This is a genomic window from Methylovorus sp. MM2, from assembly GCF_001648895.1.
GTDB lineage: Bacteria > Pseudomonadota > Gammaproteobacteria > Burkholderiales > Methylophilaceae > MM1.
The window spans coordinates 1,580,092-1,595,017 of record NZ_LXUF01000001.1; the positions used below are offsets into that span (position 1 = coordinate 1,580,092).

Genomic DNA, 14,926 nt, shown 5'->3' on the forward strand with positions numbered 1-14,926 from the left:
TGGCTAAAGGTTAAAGCTTGCGTATTGCATACCCAAAATCATTTTTAAAATTGCTGTTGCTAGGTTTCACACTGGCAATGCTACCTTTGCTTTTTGCATTCGGTAATGCGGCGTTATATCTTGATCGCTTGGCCGAACAAAGCCTGAGTACGGTCAACCAATCGGTGCAGGCAACCCGCTCCAGCAAATCACTCGTTGAACAACTGACGCTCATGGAGCGCAGTGCAAGGCAGTTTTTTGTACTGCATGATAACCAATTGCTGGAGAACTTTACTCATGCCCATACCCAGTTTGGCATGGCCATTAAAGAGCTGGAGAAACTTTCCGTCATTGAAAGCCAGCATGCGAATCTGCAAGACCTACGCAAAAAAGAAACGTCGCTCTATGACGATATTGTTTCGCATCCGCCTGAGCCACAAACGATCAACGCGGCTATTTCCCGATTTATCGATTTATCCAGTCAGGCGCAGAATATTCTCGCCGAAAACAATAATCTGATCGACCAAGCAGCTATCGCATTGGCTAAGACATCTGAGCTCACGCAAAAGATGTTGATATTTCAGACCTTGACCCTTTTGCCAGTTGCTTTGCTGGTAGCGGCTGTTATCACCTACCTTGTCGCACAGCCCATCAGGCGTATGGATGCAGCGATCAGACGATTAGGTGAGGGGGATTATCATGAGCCGATAAGTATAGATGGCCCAGGTGATCTGCATAGTCTGGGAGAGCGTCTCGATTGGCTGCGCGCGCAGCTTGAAGAGCTTGAGCAGCAAAAGCAACGATTCTTGCGGCATGTTTCGCATGAGTTAAAAACACCCTTGACCGCAATTCGCGAAGCGAGTGAATTACTGAATGATGAAGTTGGTGGATCACTAAGCCCACAGCAAAAAGAAATCGCCTCGATACTGCGAGAAAGTAGCCTGCGCTTACAGAAGATGATAGAGAATCTACTGAACTACACGGCAGTGCAGTTCCAGAAGCCGCAATTGCGATTGGAAATCGTGAAACTGATCCCCCTCACCAAAAGTATTTTGGCCGACTATGCATTGACCTTGTCTGGCAAGCATATCGAGATCAAACAGGAATTCCATGACGGCGCCATGATAGGCGATACCGATAAACTGCATAATGTATTCGATAACCTGATTTCCAATGCCATTAAATATACGCCACCATTCGGTAAAATCACCATCAGGATAATGACAGTGGATGAATCTACAGTATTCGAGATTCACGATGGCGGTCCCGGCGTGATGGCTGCGGATAAAGCAAAGTTATTCGACCCCTTCTACCGTGGTAATGGCGTTTATGAAAGTCTTGTCAGCGGTAGCGGCTTAGGCTTATCGATCGCCAAGGAATATGTAGATGCTCACGGCGGCGAGATCACGCTGCTGCCATCAGAACAAGGTGCGCACTTTAGCGTACGCTTACCGCTTAAACCGATTGATCTGGAGCCATCATGATGAAGAAAACCTACCTGATATTAAGCATGATTCCCCTTTTCTTTCTCAGCGCGTGCAATACCATGGTCAAGCATACTCCAGCACAAAATGAACCCGTTGCGCTAGCCGCGTCTGCGACAACCATTAATGAGGATTTGCTTCAATATATCAATACATTCCCTACGCTTGCAGCCGATGCTCAGAAAAAGGAACTCGCTCAAACTAACCAGCTTTTAGCGCAGGACAAGGGCAACCTCACCTTGCGTGCGAAGAGCGCGATCATCTACACCATACCCGGCAGCCGTCTCAGGGATAACAACAAGGCGCAACTCTTGCTTGATGATCTAATCAATACAAAATCCATTAACCTACAACAAAAGAACCTGTTTATCTTATTGCGCGACTTTTCAATTGAAAACAGCAAGTTAGCAAGTAAAGCACGGGATGACCAAAGACGCGCAGATGCACTGCAGCAAAAGATAGACGCCGCTCAGCAAAAACTGGATGTTTCGCAAAAGAAACTGGACGATTTAAAAAGCATAGAAAAAACGATGATAGACCGTGATGTAGGGCAAGCTAAATGAGCTCGATGAATTTTGAAACACAAAAGATACTTGCCGTTGATGATGACCCGGACATCCTGAAATTATTGGGAATGCGCCTTAAAGCCGCTGGCTACCCGGTTGCCACGGCAAGCAATGCAGAAGAGGCACTCGGGCAAATTGCGGTCAATCGCCCCGCACTTGTCATTAGTGATTTACGTATGCCAGGGATGGATGGCATGGCACTTTTCGATGCTATCCACAAAAAAGACCCGGCCCTCCCCGTTATTCTGCTGACAGCACATGGTTCGATACCCGAAGCGGTGGACGCCACACAACGTGGGGTATTTGGTTTTTTAACCAAGCCATTCGATAGTAAATCGCTACTGCAACAGGTGGAAGCGGCCCTCAGGACAACATCGGGCACCCCCAACGCAAGCAGAGAAAATCAAGATTGGCGCGCTAATATCGTCACGCATAGCCCGCAAATGGAAAACCTGCTGGGGCAGGCAAAACTGATGGCGGTATCGGATGCCAGTGTATTGATCCAGGGAGAAAGTGGTACAGGTAAGGAGTTGCTGGCACGTGCTATCCACAAAGCCAGTCCACGCGGCAAGCGCCCTTTCGTGGCGATCAATTGCGGGGCGATTCCAGAAGCATTATTAGAATCAGAACTATTTGGACATAGCAAAGGGGCATTTACCGGGGCCATTCGTGAAAACAAAGGCTTATTTCAGACAGCTGACGGTGGTACGCTGTTTCTTGACGAGATCGGCGACATGCCCCTTGCTCTACAGGTAAAACTTCTCAGAGCATTGCAAGAGCGCGTTATTCGCCCAGTGGGTGCCAATACAAACATCCCGATTGATGTTCGCATCATCTCGGCAACGCACAGAAATCTCGCAGATGAGATGAAGGCCAGCCGCTTCCGCGAAGATCTATATTACCGTATCAATGTTGTTTCTCTTGCCATCCCATCGCTTGCAGATAGACGCGAAGATATCTCATTGCTGGCGAATAATTTCTTGCAAACGCTGAATGAGAAATATCAAAAGAACATCAATGGCTTTGCACCAGAAGCTTTAGAACTACTGATCGCAGCGCCTTGGCCTGGCAATGTGAGGCAATTGCAAAACATCGTCGAGCAGACCGTTGTGCTATCTACCACGGCCTTGGTGCCAGCCTCGTTAGTACAAAAAGCCCTGCATGATGATATCGGCGGTATTGTGCCTTTTGAAACAGCGCGTAAGAATTTTGAGCGGGATTACTTGATCAAACTACTTAAAGCAACCAATGGCGGCGTGACCCAAGCAGCGCGTCTGGCACAACGTAACCGTACAGAGTTCTATAAGCTACTACAAAGACATCACCTGACGCCTGCGTTGTTTAAAGATGACAATACAGCCAATTAAGTCTGCATTTAGAGACATAAATTAATTTTAATAATCAATTAGTTATAAATAACCCCTCAGATATGTCTCCATACGGAGACATATCTCCATCTGCCACACCTCACAATAAATTATCTAAGCAATTGATTATAAATAACTATTTATAGTTGGCATGATGCTTGCCATTACTCTTGTGTAACTCGCTTGAGTGAGGGGAAGAAGAATGAAAAATATACTAGAGGTACATACACACTTAAGTCTCCGCCGACTAGTCACAGTGGCGGCAGTTTTGTGTGCGTGTGCCAGTTTGCAAGCTGCTGCTGTGAGCCCATCAGATGGGGCTACACAGACAACCATACAAAATGAATTCGATAAGATGGATCTAAACCATGACAAGCAACTGAATGTGGAAGAGATTGCAGCGGATCGCGACCTTGTTGAACACTTCGATAAAGCGGATATCAATAATGATGGGCTGCTGGCCATAGATGAATACAACACTTATAAAAGCGCTAGTCAGCAAAAACAGCTGGATAGTTTTATTGTAGATAGCAAAGTCACAGCAAAAGTAAAAGCAGAACTGGTAAAAGATAGCGGAATAAAGAGCCTGAATATCAGCGTTGAAACGCATGAGGGCCAAGTTATTCTAAGTGGCTTTGTAGACAACACCCAACAGCTGAGACGTGCACTTGAGATCGCATCAGGCGTCGAGGGTGTGCAATCAGTGAAAAATGGATTATTAGTTAAAGGTTCGTAGTGAATGCAATATCGTTGTTTGTTTTTATGTAGCAGAGTATGTATGACATTTTTTGCGGCATTAGTAAGCGCGCCGGCAGCAGCACAAGTGCTTAAGGTTATTCAATAAAGGAGAATATGATGACAACCAGTAACGCTATACGAAAAACACACCCCATGGTCTTAGTGGCTGCAACGTCACTCACCATATTCAGCCTATTGGGTAGCGCCGCTATCACTGGCCTGATCCCTTCAGGACCTTCGACAAAGCCGCAAACGCAGGTACTTGCGCAAAATTTTGCAGAAAATAGTATTGCGCTATTAGATAGCAAAAATCTGGGTAATGGTGTAAATGATCAAAGTGATCTGTGCACTACATGCGGCACGATCATTTCAATCAAAAGCGTAGAGCAGGAAGCCGATAACAATGAGCAGCCAAGCCCCTTATACGTGATACAGGTACGGATGGAGGATGGTAGCCATCGTACTGTTACCCAAAATAAACAGCCTCAACATACCGTAGGTGACCAAATCAAACTATCTAGCAATCAACGCATCAACGCTTAGTAATACGCTGCATCTCCCCTCCCCTTAAGCGAGCCTTTTTCTCCCCGAAAAGGTTCGCTCTTTTTTTTACTCATACTTGGACAAACCAATAGCATCGAGTTCATCTTTGAGTTTAATGTGATCCAGCTTTTCAATCGGCAATGACACAAACATCTTGATACGGTTTTCAAGATAACCACATATCTTGCGGAAGCCGCCCAGCTTTTCTTGATCCGTTCCTTCTATCGCAGCAGGATCTTCCACCCCCCAGTGTGCAGTCATTGGTTGACCAGGCCAGATAGGGCAGACTTCGCCGGCGGCATTATCGCAGACCGTAAATACGAAATCGAGATGAGGTGCGCCTGCAACCGCAAACTCGTCCCAACTTTTACTGCGTAAACCTTCTGTAGACAACCCTCTAGCTGCCAATGTCTGGATAGCAAATGGATTGACCTGCCCACTAGGATAACTACCAGCGCTATATGCCTTGAATTTACCCTTACCCCAGTGTTCCATCAGTTTTTCAGCCATGATGCTGCGTGCCGAGTTACCAGTGCAGAGAAATAGTACGTTATAGATCTTTTGTTCCATGATGTTTCCTCAATCAGTTTTATTCATTAGGGTGCGCAGCAACTACTATTAGAAGCTGGTTTTATTTCAAAACCCTGACGGCTTTTAATGAGATATCAAGGTTATTTTGTGGCGCAACAATTGTTAGCAGGCGGGCACTCTTCAGTATTGCCCTGACAGCAGTTTTCTGTGAGATAGCCGATTAATCCATTCATCGTACTGTAATTCGCCGAGTAGATGATGGTGGTACCTTTTCGCTTGGTATCAGCTAGCCCTGCGTACTTCAATTGCTGCAGGTGAAATGACAGGGTTGCATTCGGTACGCCTAGACTCTCACCTAGCATCCCCGCAGGCATACCTGCCTCGCCCGCCTGAACCAATAGGCGAAATATATCTAATCTGGTCTCTTGAGCCAGGGCATCTAAAGCTGCGATCACGATTTTTCTTTCCATATTTCTATATTTATGGAAATATAAGCGCCTGTCAAATGAATTTTTAGAGAATCTTATGGGTAAAGCAGTCAATGGAATCAGTTTTTTTGAACGCTACCTCACCCTGTGGGTGCTTTTATGTATCGTCATCGGCATTGGCTTAGGAAAGGTTTTGCCGGAAATATTCCAGCAATTGGGAGCATTGCAGGTAGCAGGCGTTAATCTGCCTGTCGCAATATTGATATGGTTAATGATTATCCCGATGCTGCTTAAAATCGACTTCAATGCCGTCACCAATGTCAGGCAACACTGGAAAGATATCGGGGTTACTTTATTCATTAACTGGGCGGTAAAGCCGTTTTCGATGGCTTTATTTGCTTGGGTTTTTATTAAGATATTGTTTGCTGACTACCTGCCGCCCGAGCAAATCGACGCTTATATTGCTGGGCTGATCATTCTCGCCGCTGCACCATGTACCGCCATGGTATTTGTATGGAGCGGTCTATGCGATGGTGATGCCAACTTCACCCTGAGCCAAGTCGCATTGAATGACATCATCATGCTCGTTGCTTTTGCCCCTATCGTCGCACTTCTGTTGGGGATAGCCTCGATTACAATCCCATGGGACACGCTACTGATATCAGTATTGCTCTATTTGATCGTGCCCATTTTTTTCAGCCAGCTCATTAAAAAAGTACTCATGCGTGATCCACTTAAAATACCACGCGTATTGAAAGCAGAAGTCATTCAGCCAATATCCATTCTGGCATTATTGATCACCTTAATTCTCTTATTTGGGTTTCAAGGTCAACAGATCGTCAATCAACCCTCTGTGATCGCTTTGCTTTCTATACCCATCCTCTTTCAGGTATATCTCAACTCAGGGTTAGCTTACTGGCTTAATCGCAAGCTAGGGGTCGCGCATTGTATCGCTGGGCCATCGGCATTGATTGGCGCAAGTAATTTCTTTGAACTGGCAGTAGCAACCGCTATCGGCATATTCGGTTTGAATTCAGGTGCGGCACTATCAACCGTGGTTGGCGTGTTGGTGGAAGTACCTGTGATGCTTTCAGTCGTATCAATTATCAATAAAACTAAGCAGTGGTATGAGGCTGGATGATGAGCATTTATCGAGCGGTTGCAACACATGAAGGTGAAGGCTTCATCTTATAAGGGTAACGTCATTTATAACCAGCAAAAACGACAAATGCCCCGAGGGGCGTTTGTCGTTTTATACCGTTTAAAATAGATTACTCTTTACCGATTTGGAACACTTCAGGATGCGCTTCTACGATCTTGCCGCTAGCCGCATCAACTTCAACCTTAATCTCTTTACCATCTTTACCTTTGATATCGAACTCATACGTAGCAGCACCATCAGCCTCAATCTCATACTCGACTTCAATGATCTCACCTAGGTAAGCAGCTAACGCTGTTTTACGGGCATCGGCTTCACTGACTTTTGCCTTGGCTTTGAACAATGGATGATCAGCGCTGGCAACTTCCTGCTCAACTTCAACGATCTTACCTGTCAATGCGTTGCACTCAACATCCCACTCTGTACCATCAGGTGAGTTGATATCGAACTCATAGACTGGCACTTTTTTCTCAAGCTTAAGTTCCAGCTTAACAATCTCGCCGGCCTTTTCTTTCAGTGCCGCAGCAACGCAAACTTCAAGGCCAACTTTAGTTTTAGGGAATTCACCAGCGATAGCCGTATGCGCGGCAAATACCGTGGATAGTAGGCAGACACCTATTGATAGTTTTTTCATGATTGCTCCATAGATAGTTAAAAGTATTACTCTTGTTGGTCAAGTAAATACTGCAAGCTTTTTGCCCGCTTTTTATGATTAAGGTCGATATAAATACTCCACCTCTAGGGTATTTTAATACGACAGGCGAAGTTTTAAAACACTTAAGTTAATGATTTTTATAGAGAAATGGCTGTTTTCAGCCACTTTCGCTAATAAAATAGAGATTAGACTGCGACAGGTGCTTTTATAGGGGGATGGGGCTCGTACCCTTCAAGCACAAAATCTTCATATTTAAAGCTAAATATGTCCTTCACTTCAGGATTAATGCGCATGACAGGTAACGCGCGCGTGTCACGTGAAAGTTGCTCTTTGGTCTGTTCCAGATGGTTTAAGTAGATATGTGCATCACCTAATGTATGCACAAAATCCCCAAGACCTAGCCCACAGACCTGGGCAACCATCATAGTAAGCAATGCGTAAGAAGCGATATTGAATGGCACGCCCAAAAAGATATCTGCGCTACGCTGATAAAGCTGGCAGGAAAGCTTGCCATCAGCTACATAGAATTGGAAAAATGCATGGCAAGGCGGTAATTTCATCTGATCGACATCGGCAACGTTCCAGGCAGAAACGATGAGGCGACGTGAATCCGGGTTGCGCTTGATCATATTCACTACTTGCGTGATCTGGTCGATAGACTCACCGTTAGGCTTTGGCCAATTGCGCCATTGGTAACCATAGACAGGGCCAAGATTACCTTTATCGTCAGCCCACTCATCCCAGATAGAAACGCCATTTTCTTTCAGATAAGCGATATTGGTACTGCCCTGCAAAAACCAGAGCAACTCATGAATGATGGATTTTAAGTGCACTTTTTTAGTCGTCAGCAGGGGGAAGCCTTCTGCCAAATCAAAGCGCATTTGATAACCAAATACCGATAAAGTACCTGTACCAGTGCGGTCTTCCTTTTTATGTCCGTGTTCCAGCACGTGGCGCATCAAATCATGGTAGACCTTCATTCAGACGAGCTCCTAGCGAATGTGTTGGGTAATGTATTGTTTGATGGAATCGATATCTGCTTCCATCACTTCAAATCTTTGCGGCAGCGCGTCAAGCCCGTGCAAGCTTGCTGGGCGTTCTGGGTTTTGCCCAAGCGCTTCAACAATAGCCTCTTCAAACTTGGCTGGTAATGCAGTTTCTAGCACCAGCATCGGCACATCCGCTTCACGGTGCTCTAATGCAACCTTCAAACCGTCGGCGGTATGGGTATCGATAGTGACCCCATAATGGTCAAACGTATTACGTATCGTCTGCATGCGATTTGCATGATTGCTACTGCCGGAAATAAAGCCATAACCAGCGACTTTATCAAAATAGCCCTCTTCATTCAGGTCGAAAGCACCGCCGACATCGACCTTGCTCCATAACTGACGCACTTTTTCTGTATTACGACCAACCAGATCGAAAACAAAGCGTTCGAAATTAGACGCTTTGGAGATGTCCATTGATGGGCTGGATGTATGGTATGTATTGGCAGACCCGCGAGGACGATAGATACCTGTTCTAAAGAACTCATCCAATACATCGTTCTCATTGGTTGCGACCAATAGCTTTTTGATAGGCAACCCCATCATACGCGCGACATGGCCCGCGCATACATTACCAAAATTACCCGAAGGCACTGAGAAGCTCACTTGCTCAGCATTGGTCTTGGTTACAGCAAAATAACCCTTAAAGTAGTACACCACTTGTGCAACAACGCGCGCCCAATTGATAGAATTGACTGCACCGATCTTGCTTTGCGCCTTGAATGCAAGATCATTTGATACCGCTTTGACTATATCCTGGCAATCATCAAACACACCGTTAATAGCAATATTAAAGATGTTCTCATCTTGCAAAGAGAACATCTGCGCTGTCTGAAAACGGCTCATCTTTTTATGTGGGGACAACATGAATACACGCACACCTTTTTTGCCACGCATCGCATATTCAGCAGCAGATCCCGTGTCACCAGAGGTAGCACCGAGAATGTTGGTTTCTTGCCCCTCTTTAGCCAGCACATACTCAAAAAGATTGCCTAACAACTGCATGGCGATATCTTTGAACGCAAGCGTTGGGCCATTAGAAAGCGACAATAAGTAAAGATTATCTTCAAGCTTAAGGGTTGGCGTAATATCTTCAGCGCTCTGCTCATCACGCGCATAGGCATAGACCTCTGCACGATACGTTTTGTCTACGATAGTGCGCAGGTCGCTCGCAGGGATATCATCGATCAAGCGCGAAAGGATCGTAAATGCAAGATCACGGTAGTTCATGCCGCGCATCGCATTTAAATCAGCGTCATCGAAGTGGGGATAAGCCTCTGGCATATACAGACCGCCATCAGGAGCTAGTCCGCCAAGGAGTATCTCGCTGAAACTCAATGCAGGCGATTGCCCGCGGGTACTGATATATTTCATAGGTTAACGGCCTAATTCTTCCATACGCAGACGCGTCACTTTGCCTGAGATAGCAGATAAAGCTTCGATCTCGGCAATTGCCGCATCCATATTCTTTTCTATTGTGATATGCGTCAGGATGATGATATCCGCAGCATCTTCACCATCTGCAGGTTCTTTTTGCATCATCGCATCGATTGAGATAGCCCGGTCAGCCAGCACTTTAGTGACTTCAGCCAAGACGCCCGGTTTATCCAAAGCGCGCAGGCGCAGATAATAGGCACTATTGATTTCACGGATTGGCAATATAGCTAATGTAGCTAATTCGCTCGATTGGAATGCAAGCATCGGAACGCGTTGTGCCGCATCGATCAACTGGGCACGCGATACATCAACAAGATCGGCAACTACAGCACTTGCTGTTGGTTCAGCACCAGCACCAGCGCCGTAATAAAGCGTTGGGCCAACTGCATCCCCTTTAACCACCACAGCATTCATCGCGCCATTCACATTTGCGATCAAGCGTTTTTCCGGGATAAGCGTTGGATGTACGCGTAACTCAACACCTTTATCTGTTCGTTTGCTAATGCCTAACAACTTAACGCCGTAGCCAAGTTCTTCAGCATAGCGTATGTCTTCACCTTGCAGATTGGATATGCCCTCGGTGTAGGCTTTATCGAACTGCATAGGCATGCCAAAGCCAATAGCTGCCATGATAGTGAGCTTATGTGCGGCATCAATGCCTTCCACGTCAAAAGTCGGGTCAGCTTCTGCATAACCCAACCGCTGCGCTTCTTTCAACACATCAGCGAAATCCAGACCTTTTTCACGCATTTCAGTGAGAATAAAATTGGTTGTGCCATTGATGATGCCAGCGATCCATTCGATGCGATTAGCACTTAAACCTTCTCGTAGCGCTTTAATGATAGGGATACCGCCAGCGACTGCAGCTTCATAGGCAACGATCACACCCTTTTTCTCAGCTGCTGCAAAAATCTCATTACCATGTACTGCCAGTAAGGCTTTGTTAGCAGTCACGACATGCTTGCCATTCTCGATCGCTTTTAGCACCAGTTCTTTTGCTAATGTGTATCCGCCAATCAGCTCGACAACCACATCGACATTCGGATCATTCACGACGTCGAACGCATCATCGGTCAACGCAATGTTGCCGCCAGTGATTTGGCGTGCACGCTCAAGATCACGGTCAGCGACTTTTACGATATTGATCGCACGGCCAGCACGGCGCGCGATCTCATCCTGATTACGCTTAAGAACAGTAAATGTGCCGCCACCAACGGTGCCGATACCCAATAGACCTACATTCAACGGTTTCATGCGTTCTATCACTTTCAATAAACTTTAACTCGCAGCGCCATGACGCTTACGATAATTCTCAAGAAAACGGGCAATACGCTTGATCGCTTCAGTGAGGTCATCCACATTCGGTAGAAACACGACACGGAAATGATCTGAGGACTTCCAGTTGAAGCCGCTACCTTGCACAAGCAATACTTTTTCCTCAAGTAGCAAATCAAGGATGAACTGCTGATCATCCTCAATGGGGTAGACCTTAGGGTCGAGCTTGGGGAATAGATACATCGCAGCGGCTGGCTTTGTACAGGTCACTCCAGGAATCGCCGTTAATAACTCATAAGCAAGATCCCGTTGCTTGCATAGCCGACCCGTTGGCGCCACCAGATCATTGATGCTTTGGTAGCCGCCTAATGCAGTCTGAATCGCCAACTGACCTGGCACATTGGCACACAGACGCATCGAGGCGAGCATATTCAGGCCTTCAATATAATCCGTTGCGTGACGCTTCTCACCTGAGACCACTAGCCAGCCAGCACGGTAACCGCAGGTACGATAATTTTTGGATAAACCATTGAATGTGACGAACAGCACATCATCAGCCAACGAGGCAACTGATGTATGGATATTTTCATCATAAAGCACTTTGTCGTAGATCTCATCAGCGAAAATGATGAGCTTATGATGGCGTGCGATCTCAATGACTTTTTCCAGAAAATCGGCTGGATAAAGCGCGCCTGTCGGATTATTTGGGTTGATCAGCACGATACCGCGTGTGTTCGCAGTGATCTTAGCCTCCATGTCTTCCAAGTCAGGTAGCCAGCCATCCTCTTCATTACAACGGTAATGCCTCGGCGCACCGCCAGCCAGTGTCACCGCAGCAGTCCATAAAGGATAATCCGGCATCGGTACTAATATCTGGTCGCCATTATTCAATAGCGCTTGCATCGCCATCACGATCAACTCGGAAACACCATTGCCGATGATGATGTCATCTATCGTTACACCCGCGATATTCTTCTGCTGCGTGTAATGCATGATGGCTTTTCGGGCAGCAAACAAACCTTTGGAATCGGTATAGCCCGATGCCTGATCCATATTGAGAATGACATCTTGCAGAATCTCTTCGGGTGCTGCAAAGCCGAATGGCGCTGGATTACCGATATTCAGCTTGATGATGCGGTGCCCTTCTTCTTCCATCTGCCGCGCACGCGCCAATACCGGGCCACGAATATCGTAGCAAACGTTATTGAGCTTGGTAGATTTAAGTATGGGATCCATAATCGCCTAAGAATTACGTAAAATTAAGCATTACCTAAAATAATGTCTTATAAAGCATTTATATCGGATGGCTATTCAGTCGAACTGAATTCAAAACCAAGCCGGAAAAATATGCTATTTTACATTGACACAGGCTGTACAAGCAATTTAAGACTTCACTGATAACATATTGTTTACAACACCCAGCAAATGAAACTTCACCTTACACAAGCGGCAGGCAACCAGTTAATCACAGGCTATGGCGAAGGCTGGGTCGAAGTGAACCATATTCGCTATACAGAGAACATGATCGTGATGCCAGAAGCCGTCAAGGCAGACTGGGCGATTGGGAGTTTTGATGATTTATCTGAAGCCGCTTTTGTACAACTAGCCGAACTAAAACCAGAGGTTGTTTTACTTGGCACGGGAAAAACTCATCGATTCATACACCCAAAACTCAGTCGCGCACTGACAGAATCAGGCATAGGCATAGAGTGCATGGATACGGCAGCGGCTTGCAGAACTTACAACATATTGATGGCAGAAGGCCGCAATGTAGCTGCGGCCTTACTGCTATACGCAACTAAAGATATAAACGACTAGAGACCTTTACGCGAGAACACCAATGTTGCATTGGTGCCACCAAATCCGAAGCTGTTGGACAATGCAGTCTGCACATTGGCTTGATCGATACGTTTCTGCACGATAGGCAAACCTTCTGCGGCAGGGTCTAATGTTTCGATGTTGGCAGACGCAGCGATAAAGTCATTCTCCATCATCATCAGCGTGTAGATGGCCTCATTCACTCCAGCTGCACCCAGCGCATGGCCAGATAAAGACTTGGTCGAAGCAATCGCAGGTACCTTGCCATACGCACCATCACCAAAGACTTCACGAATCGCTTCAAGCTCTTTCGTATCGCCCACTGGCGTGCTGGTACCATGGGTATTGATGTAATCGACATCGCTAATGCCTTGCAAAGCAAGCTGCATGCAACGCACGGCACCCTCTCCACTTGGAGCAACCATATCATAACCATCTGAAGTCGCACCGTAACCAACGACTTCTGCATAGATCTTAGCGCCACGCGCCTTGGCATGCTCATACTCTTCAAGTACCAAGATACCGCCACCGCCAGAAATCACAAAACCATCGCGATCAGCATCGTAGGTACGTGATGCTTTATCAGGCGTATCGTTATATTTGCTAGACATCGCACCCATGGCGTCGAACAGGTAGGACAAGCTCCAATGCTCTTCTTCGCCACCTCCGGCAAACACGATATCCTGCTTGCCAAGCTGAATCTGCTCGACACCAGCACCGATACAATGCGCACTCGTTGAACAAGCAGAACTGATACTGTAGTTAACACCCTTAATCTTTGCACCAGTAGCCAGAGTAGCCACAATACCACTACACATTGCTTTGGTGACCATATAGGGACCAACACGGCGGATGCCTTTCTCGGCAAGCACTCGGTTACTTTCTTCGATACTTTCGGTCGAAGGGCCACCACCACCGACAATAATACCGGTACGCACATTCGAGACCAGATCTTCGCCCAACCCGGCATCGCCAATCGCTTCTTGCAGAGCGATCCACGCATAGGCATGACCCTTGGCCATAAAGCGCATCAGTTTGCGGTCTATCAGTTCCTGCACGTTCAAATTCACAGAACCTGCAACATGCGAGCGCAACCCGTGGTCAGCGTATTCCTGCTGGAAACTAATACCAGAACGGCCTTCACGCAGACTATCCAGCACTTCAGATTTATTATTTCCGAGACTGGAAACGATCCCCATCCCGGTTACAACGACACGACGCATGCGTGCTCCTCAAAATTTATAATGTATTCAACACTACTTTTATGTCAGGCATTATCCACCTGATCAAGATTTAGAAGTTATCGGTACGTGTAAATAAGCCAACACGTAAATCATTGGCCGCATAGATTTCGCGTCCATCTATCTCCATATGGGCATCAGCAATGCCCATTACAAGCTTACGCATGATCACACGCTTCAAATCGATCTTATAAGTCAGCATTTTACCAGTTGGCAAGACTTGTCCACTAAATTTTACTTCACCTGCACCAAGTGCACGACCCCGGCCTGGGCCACCCATCCAGCCAAGATAGAATCCGACCAATTGCCACATGGCATCAAGACCTAAACAACCTGGCATCACTGGATCGCCTTCAAAATGACATTTAAAGAACCATAAGTCTGGATTAAGATCCAACTCTGCAGTGATCTGCCCATGTCCGTATTTACCGCCATCTTCAGTAATAGAGACGATACGATCGAACATTAGCATCGGTGGCAACGGCAGTTGTGCATTGCCTGCGCCAAACATTTCCCCACGTCCACAGGACAGAAGTTCTTCATAGGTAAAGCTATTTTGTTTTTGCATTTAGTTTTTACTTTATGGGACACACCCGAATAAATTAACCGCTATTTTCGCCTGAAATGCTTTTTAACAAAAGCCCTAAGTCGTTTAA

At 46.4% G+C, this 14,926-nt stretch carries 16 protein-coding genes; 7 read left to right on the top strand and 9 right to left on the bottom strand.

The genetic code is table 11. The features are described from left to right. The first annotated feature begins 17 nt into the window (after positions 1-17). From A7981_RS07445 to A7981_RS07465, 5 genes are all read left to right on the top strand, one after another. Positions 18-1,463, top strand: coding sequence for a HAMP domain-containing sensor histidine kinase (locus A7981_RS07445; protein WP_067266209.1), 1,446 nt, complete (start codon positions 18-20; stop codon positions 1,461-1,463). Continuing rightward, complete coding sequence (locus A7981_RS07450; RefSeq protein WP_067266212.1) at positions 1,460-2,026, top strand: hypothetical protein; 567 nt, start codon at positions 1,460-1,462, stop codon at positions 2,024-2,026. Before A7981_RS07445 ends, A7981_RS07450 begins: the two co-directional genes overlap by 4 nt. A gap of 5 nt (positions 2,027-2,031) precedes the next feature. After that, the gene (locus A7981_RS07455) at positions 2,032-3,396 is read left to right on the top strand and encodes a sigma 54-interacting transcriptional regulator (RefSeq protein WP_067266705.1); all 1,365 of its coding nucleotides are present in this window, start codon (positions 2,032-2,034) and stop codon (positions 3,394-3,396) included. 202 nt (positions 3,397-3,598) lie between these two features. After that, the gene (locus A7981_RS07460; RefSeq protein WP_067266215.1) at positions 3,599-4,132 is read left to right on the top strand and encodes a BON domain-containing protein; all 534 of its coding nucleotides are present in this window, start codon (positions 3,599-3,601) and stop codon (positions 4,130-4,132) included. A gap of 119 nt (positions 4,133-4,251) precedes the next feature. Then, complete coding sequence (locus A7981_RS07465; RefSeq protein ID WP_067266219.1) at positions 4,252-4,677, top strand: hypothetical protein; 426 nt, start codon at positions 4,252-4,254, stop codon at positions 4,675-4,677. Between the two features lie 66 nt (positions 4,678-4,743). Here the strand turns inward: A7981_RS07465 and A7981_RS07470 are convergent, their stop codons facing one another. Together A7981_RS07470 and A7981_RS07475 are read right to left on the bottom strand one after the other, a co-directional pair. After that, on the bottom strand, positions 4,744-5,247 hold the full coding sequence (locus tag A7981_RS07470; RefSeq protein WP_067266221.1) for an arsenate reductase ArsC: 504 nt from the start codon (positions 5,245-5,247) through the stop codon (positions 4,744-4,746). A 101-nt stretch (positions 5,248-5,348) separates the two neighbouring features. After that, positions 5,349-5,678 carry a helix-turn-helix transcriptional regulator gene (locus A7981_RS07475; protein ID WP_067266224.1) on the bottom strand — a complete coding sequence of 110 codons (330 nt, stop codon included), beginning with the start codon at positions 5,676-5,678 and terminating at the stop codon, positions 5,349-5,351. A 55-nt stretch (positions 5,679-5,733) separates the two neighbouring features. On the opposite strand from A7981_RS07475, the gene arsB reads away from it, so the two are divergent. Continuing rightward, a complete protein-coding gene (arsB, locus tag A7981_RS07480) occupies positions 5,734-6,777 on the top strand; it encodes an ACR3 family arsenite efflux transporter (protein WP_067266228.1) in 1,044 nt (347 codons plus the stop codon). A gap of 130 nt (positions 6,778-6,907) precedes the next feature. On the opposite strand, the gene A7981_RS07485 is transcribed toward arsB, so the two are convergent. The 5 genes from A7981_RS07485 to A7981_RS07505 all read right to left on the bottom strand — a co-directional run bounded on the left by A7981_RS07485 (position 6,908) and on the right by A7981_RS07505 (position 12,447). Beyond that, positions 6,908-7,429 (bottom strand): PepSY domain-containing protein, encoded by a 522-nt coding sequence (locus A7981_RS07485; protein WP_067266233.1) that lies wholly within the window; start codon positions 7,427-7,429, stop codon positions 6,908-6,910. A 206-nt stretch (positions 7,430-7,635) separates the two neighbouring features. Then, entirely contained in the window at positions 7,636-8,430 is a 795-nt protein-coding gene (locus tag A7981_RS07490) for a thymidylate synthase (protein ID WP_067266242.1), read from the bottom strand. A gap of 12 nt (positions 8,431-8,442) precedes the next feature. After that, positions 8,443-9,873 (bottom strand): threonine synthase, encoded by a 1,431-nt coding sequence (thrC, locus tag A7981_RS07495; RefSeq protein ID WP_067266243.1) that lies wholly within the window; start codon positions 9,871-9,873, stop codon positions 8,443-8,445. Between the two features lie 3 nt (positions 9,874-9,876). Then, positions 9,877-11,190, bottom strand: a complete 1,314-nt coding sequence (locus tag A7981_RS07500) for a homoserine dehydrogenase (RefSeq protein ID WP_067266244.1) — start codon at positions 11,188-11,190, stop codon at positions 9,877-9,879. A 24-nt stretch (positions 11,191-11,214) separates the two neighbouring features. Beyond that, on the bottom strand, positions 11,215-12,447 hold the full coding sequence (locus tag A7981_RS07505) for a pyridoxal phosphate-dependent aminotransferase (protein WP_067266245.1): 1,233 nt from the start codon (positions 12,445-12,447) through the stop codon (positions 11,215-11,217). A gap of 189 nt (positions 12,448-12,636) precedes the next feature. Here A7981_RS07505 and A7981_RS07510 point away from each other — a divergent pair, with 189 nt between their 5' ends. Continuing rightward, a complete protein-coding gene (locus A7981_RS07510) occupies positions 12,637-13,029 on the top strand; it encodes an Mth938-like domain-containing protein (RefSeq protein ID WP_067266247.1) in 393 nt (130 codons plus the stop codon). Here A7981_RS07510 and fabB read toward each other — a convergent pair. Both fabB and fabA read right to left on the bottom strand, forming a co-directional pair. Next, positions 13,026-14,252 (bottom strand): beta-ketoacyl-ACP synthase I, encoded by a 1,227-nt coding sequence (fabB, locus tag A7981_RS07515; RefSeq protein ID WP_067266250.1) that lies wholly within the window; start codon positions 14,250-14,252, stop codon positions 13,026-13,028. The two genes, A7981_RS07510 and fabB, sit on opposite strands and share 4 nt — an antisense overlap. Before the next feature lie 70 nt (positions 14,253-14,322). Beyond that, a complete protein-coding gene (gene fabA, locus A7981_RS07520; RefSeq protein WP_067266252.1) occupies positions 14,323-14,838 on the bottom strand; it encodes a 3-hydroxyacyl-[acyl-carrier-protein] dehydratase FabA in 516 nt (171 codons plus the stop codon). Positions 14,839-14,926: the final 88 nt, after the last annotated feature.

Excerpts from the sequence above, each read along its gene's own strand:
- A7981_RS07465 (WP_067266219.1), top strand. The coding sequence starts at position 4,252 with ATGACAACCAGTAACGCTATACGAAAAACACACCCCATGGTCTTAGTG.
- fabA (WP_067266252.1), bottom strand. The coding sequence starts at position 14,838 with ATGCAAAAACAAAATAGCTTTACCTATGAAGAACTTCTGTCCTGTGGA.
- fabB (WP_067266250.1), bottom strand. The coding sequence starts at position 14,252 with ATGCGTCGTGTCGTTGTAACCGGGATGGGGATCGTTTCCAGTCTCGGA.
- A7981_RS07490 (WP_067266242.1), bottom strand. The coding sequence starts at position 8,430 with ATGAAGGTCTACCATGATTTGATGCGCCACGTGCTGGAACACGGACAT.
- A7981_RS07470 (WP_067266221.1), bottom strand. The coding sequence starts at position 5,247 with ATGGAACAAAAGATCTATAACGTACTATTTCTCTGCACTGGTAACTCG.
- arsB (WP_067266228.1), top strand. The coding sequence starts at position 5,734 with ATGGGTAAAGCAGTCAATGGAATCAGTTTTTTTGAACGCTACCTCACC.
- A7981_RS07500 (WP_067266244.1), bottom strand. The coding sequence starts at position 11,190 with ATGAAACCGTTGAATGTAGGTCTATTGGGTATCGGCACCGTTGGTGGC.
- thrC (WP_067266243.1), bottom strand. The coding sequence starts at position 9,873 with ATGAAATATATCAGTACCCGCGGGCAATCGCCTGCATTGAGTTTCAGC.
- A7981_RS07475 (WP_067266224.1), bottom strand. The coding sequence starts at position 5,678 with ATGGAAAGAAAAATCGTGATCGCAGCTTTAGATGCCCTGGCTCAAGAG.
- A7981_RS07455 (WP_067266705.1), top strand. The coding sequence starts at position 2,032 with ATGAATTTTGAAACACAAAAGATACTTGCCGTTGATGATGACCCGGAC.
- A7981_RS07450 (WP_067266212.1), top strand. The coding sequence starts at position 1,460 with ATGATGAAGAAAACCTACCTGATATTAAGCATGATTCCCCTTTTCTTT.
- A7981_RS07460 (WP_067266215.1), top strand. The coding sequence starts at position 3,599 with ATGAAAAATATACTAGAGGTACATACACACTTAAGTCTCCGCCGACTA.
- A7981_RS07505 (WP_067266245.1), bottom strand. The coding sequence starts at position 12,447 with ATGGATCCCATACTTAAATCTACCAAGCTCAATAACGTTTGCTACGAT.
- A7981_RS07510 (WP_067266247.1), top strand. The coding sequence starts at position 12,637 with ATGAAACTTCACCTTACACAAGCGGCAGGCAACCAGTTAATCACAGGC.
- A7981_RS07485 (WP_067266233.1), bottom strand. The coding sequence starts at position 7,429 with ATGAAAAAACTATCAATAGGTGTCTGCCTACTATCCACGGTATTTGCC.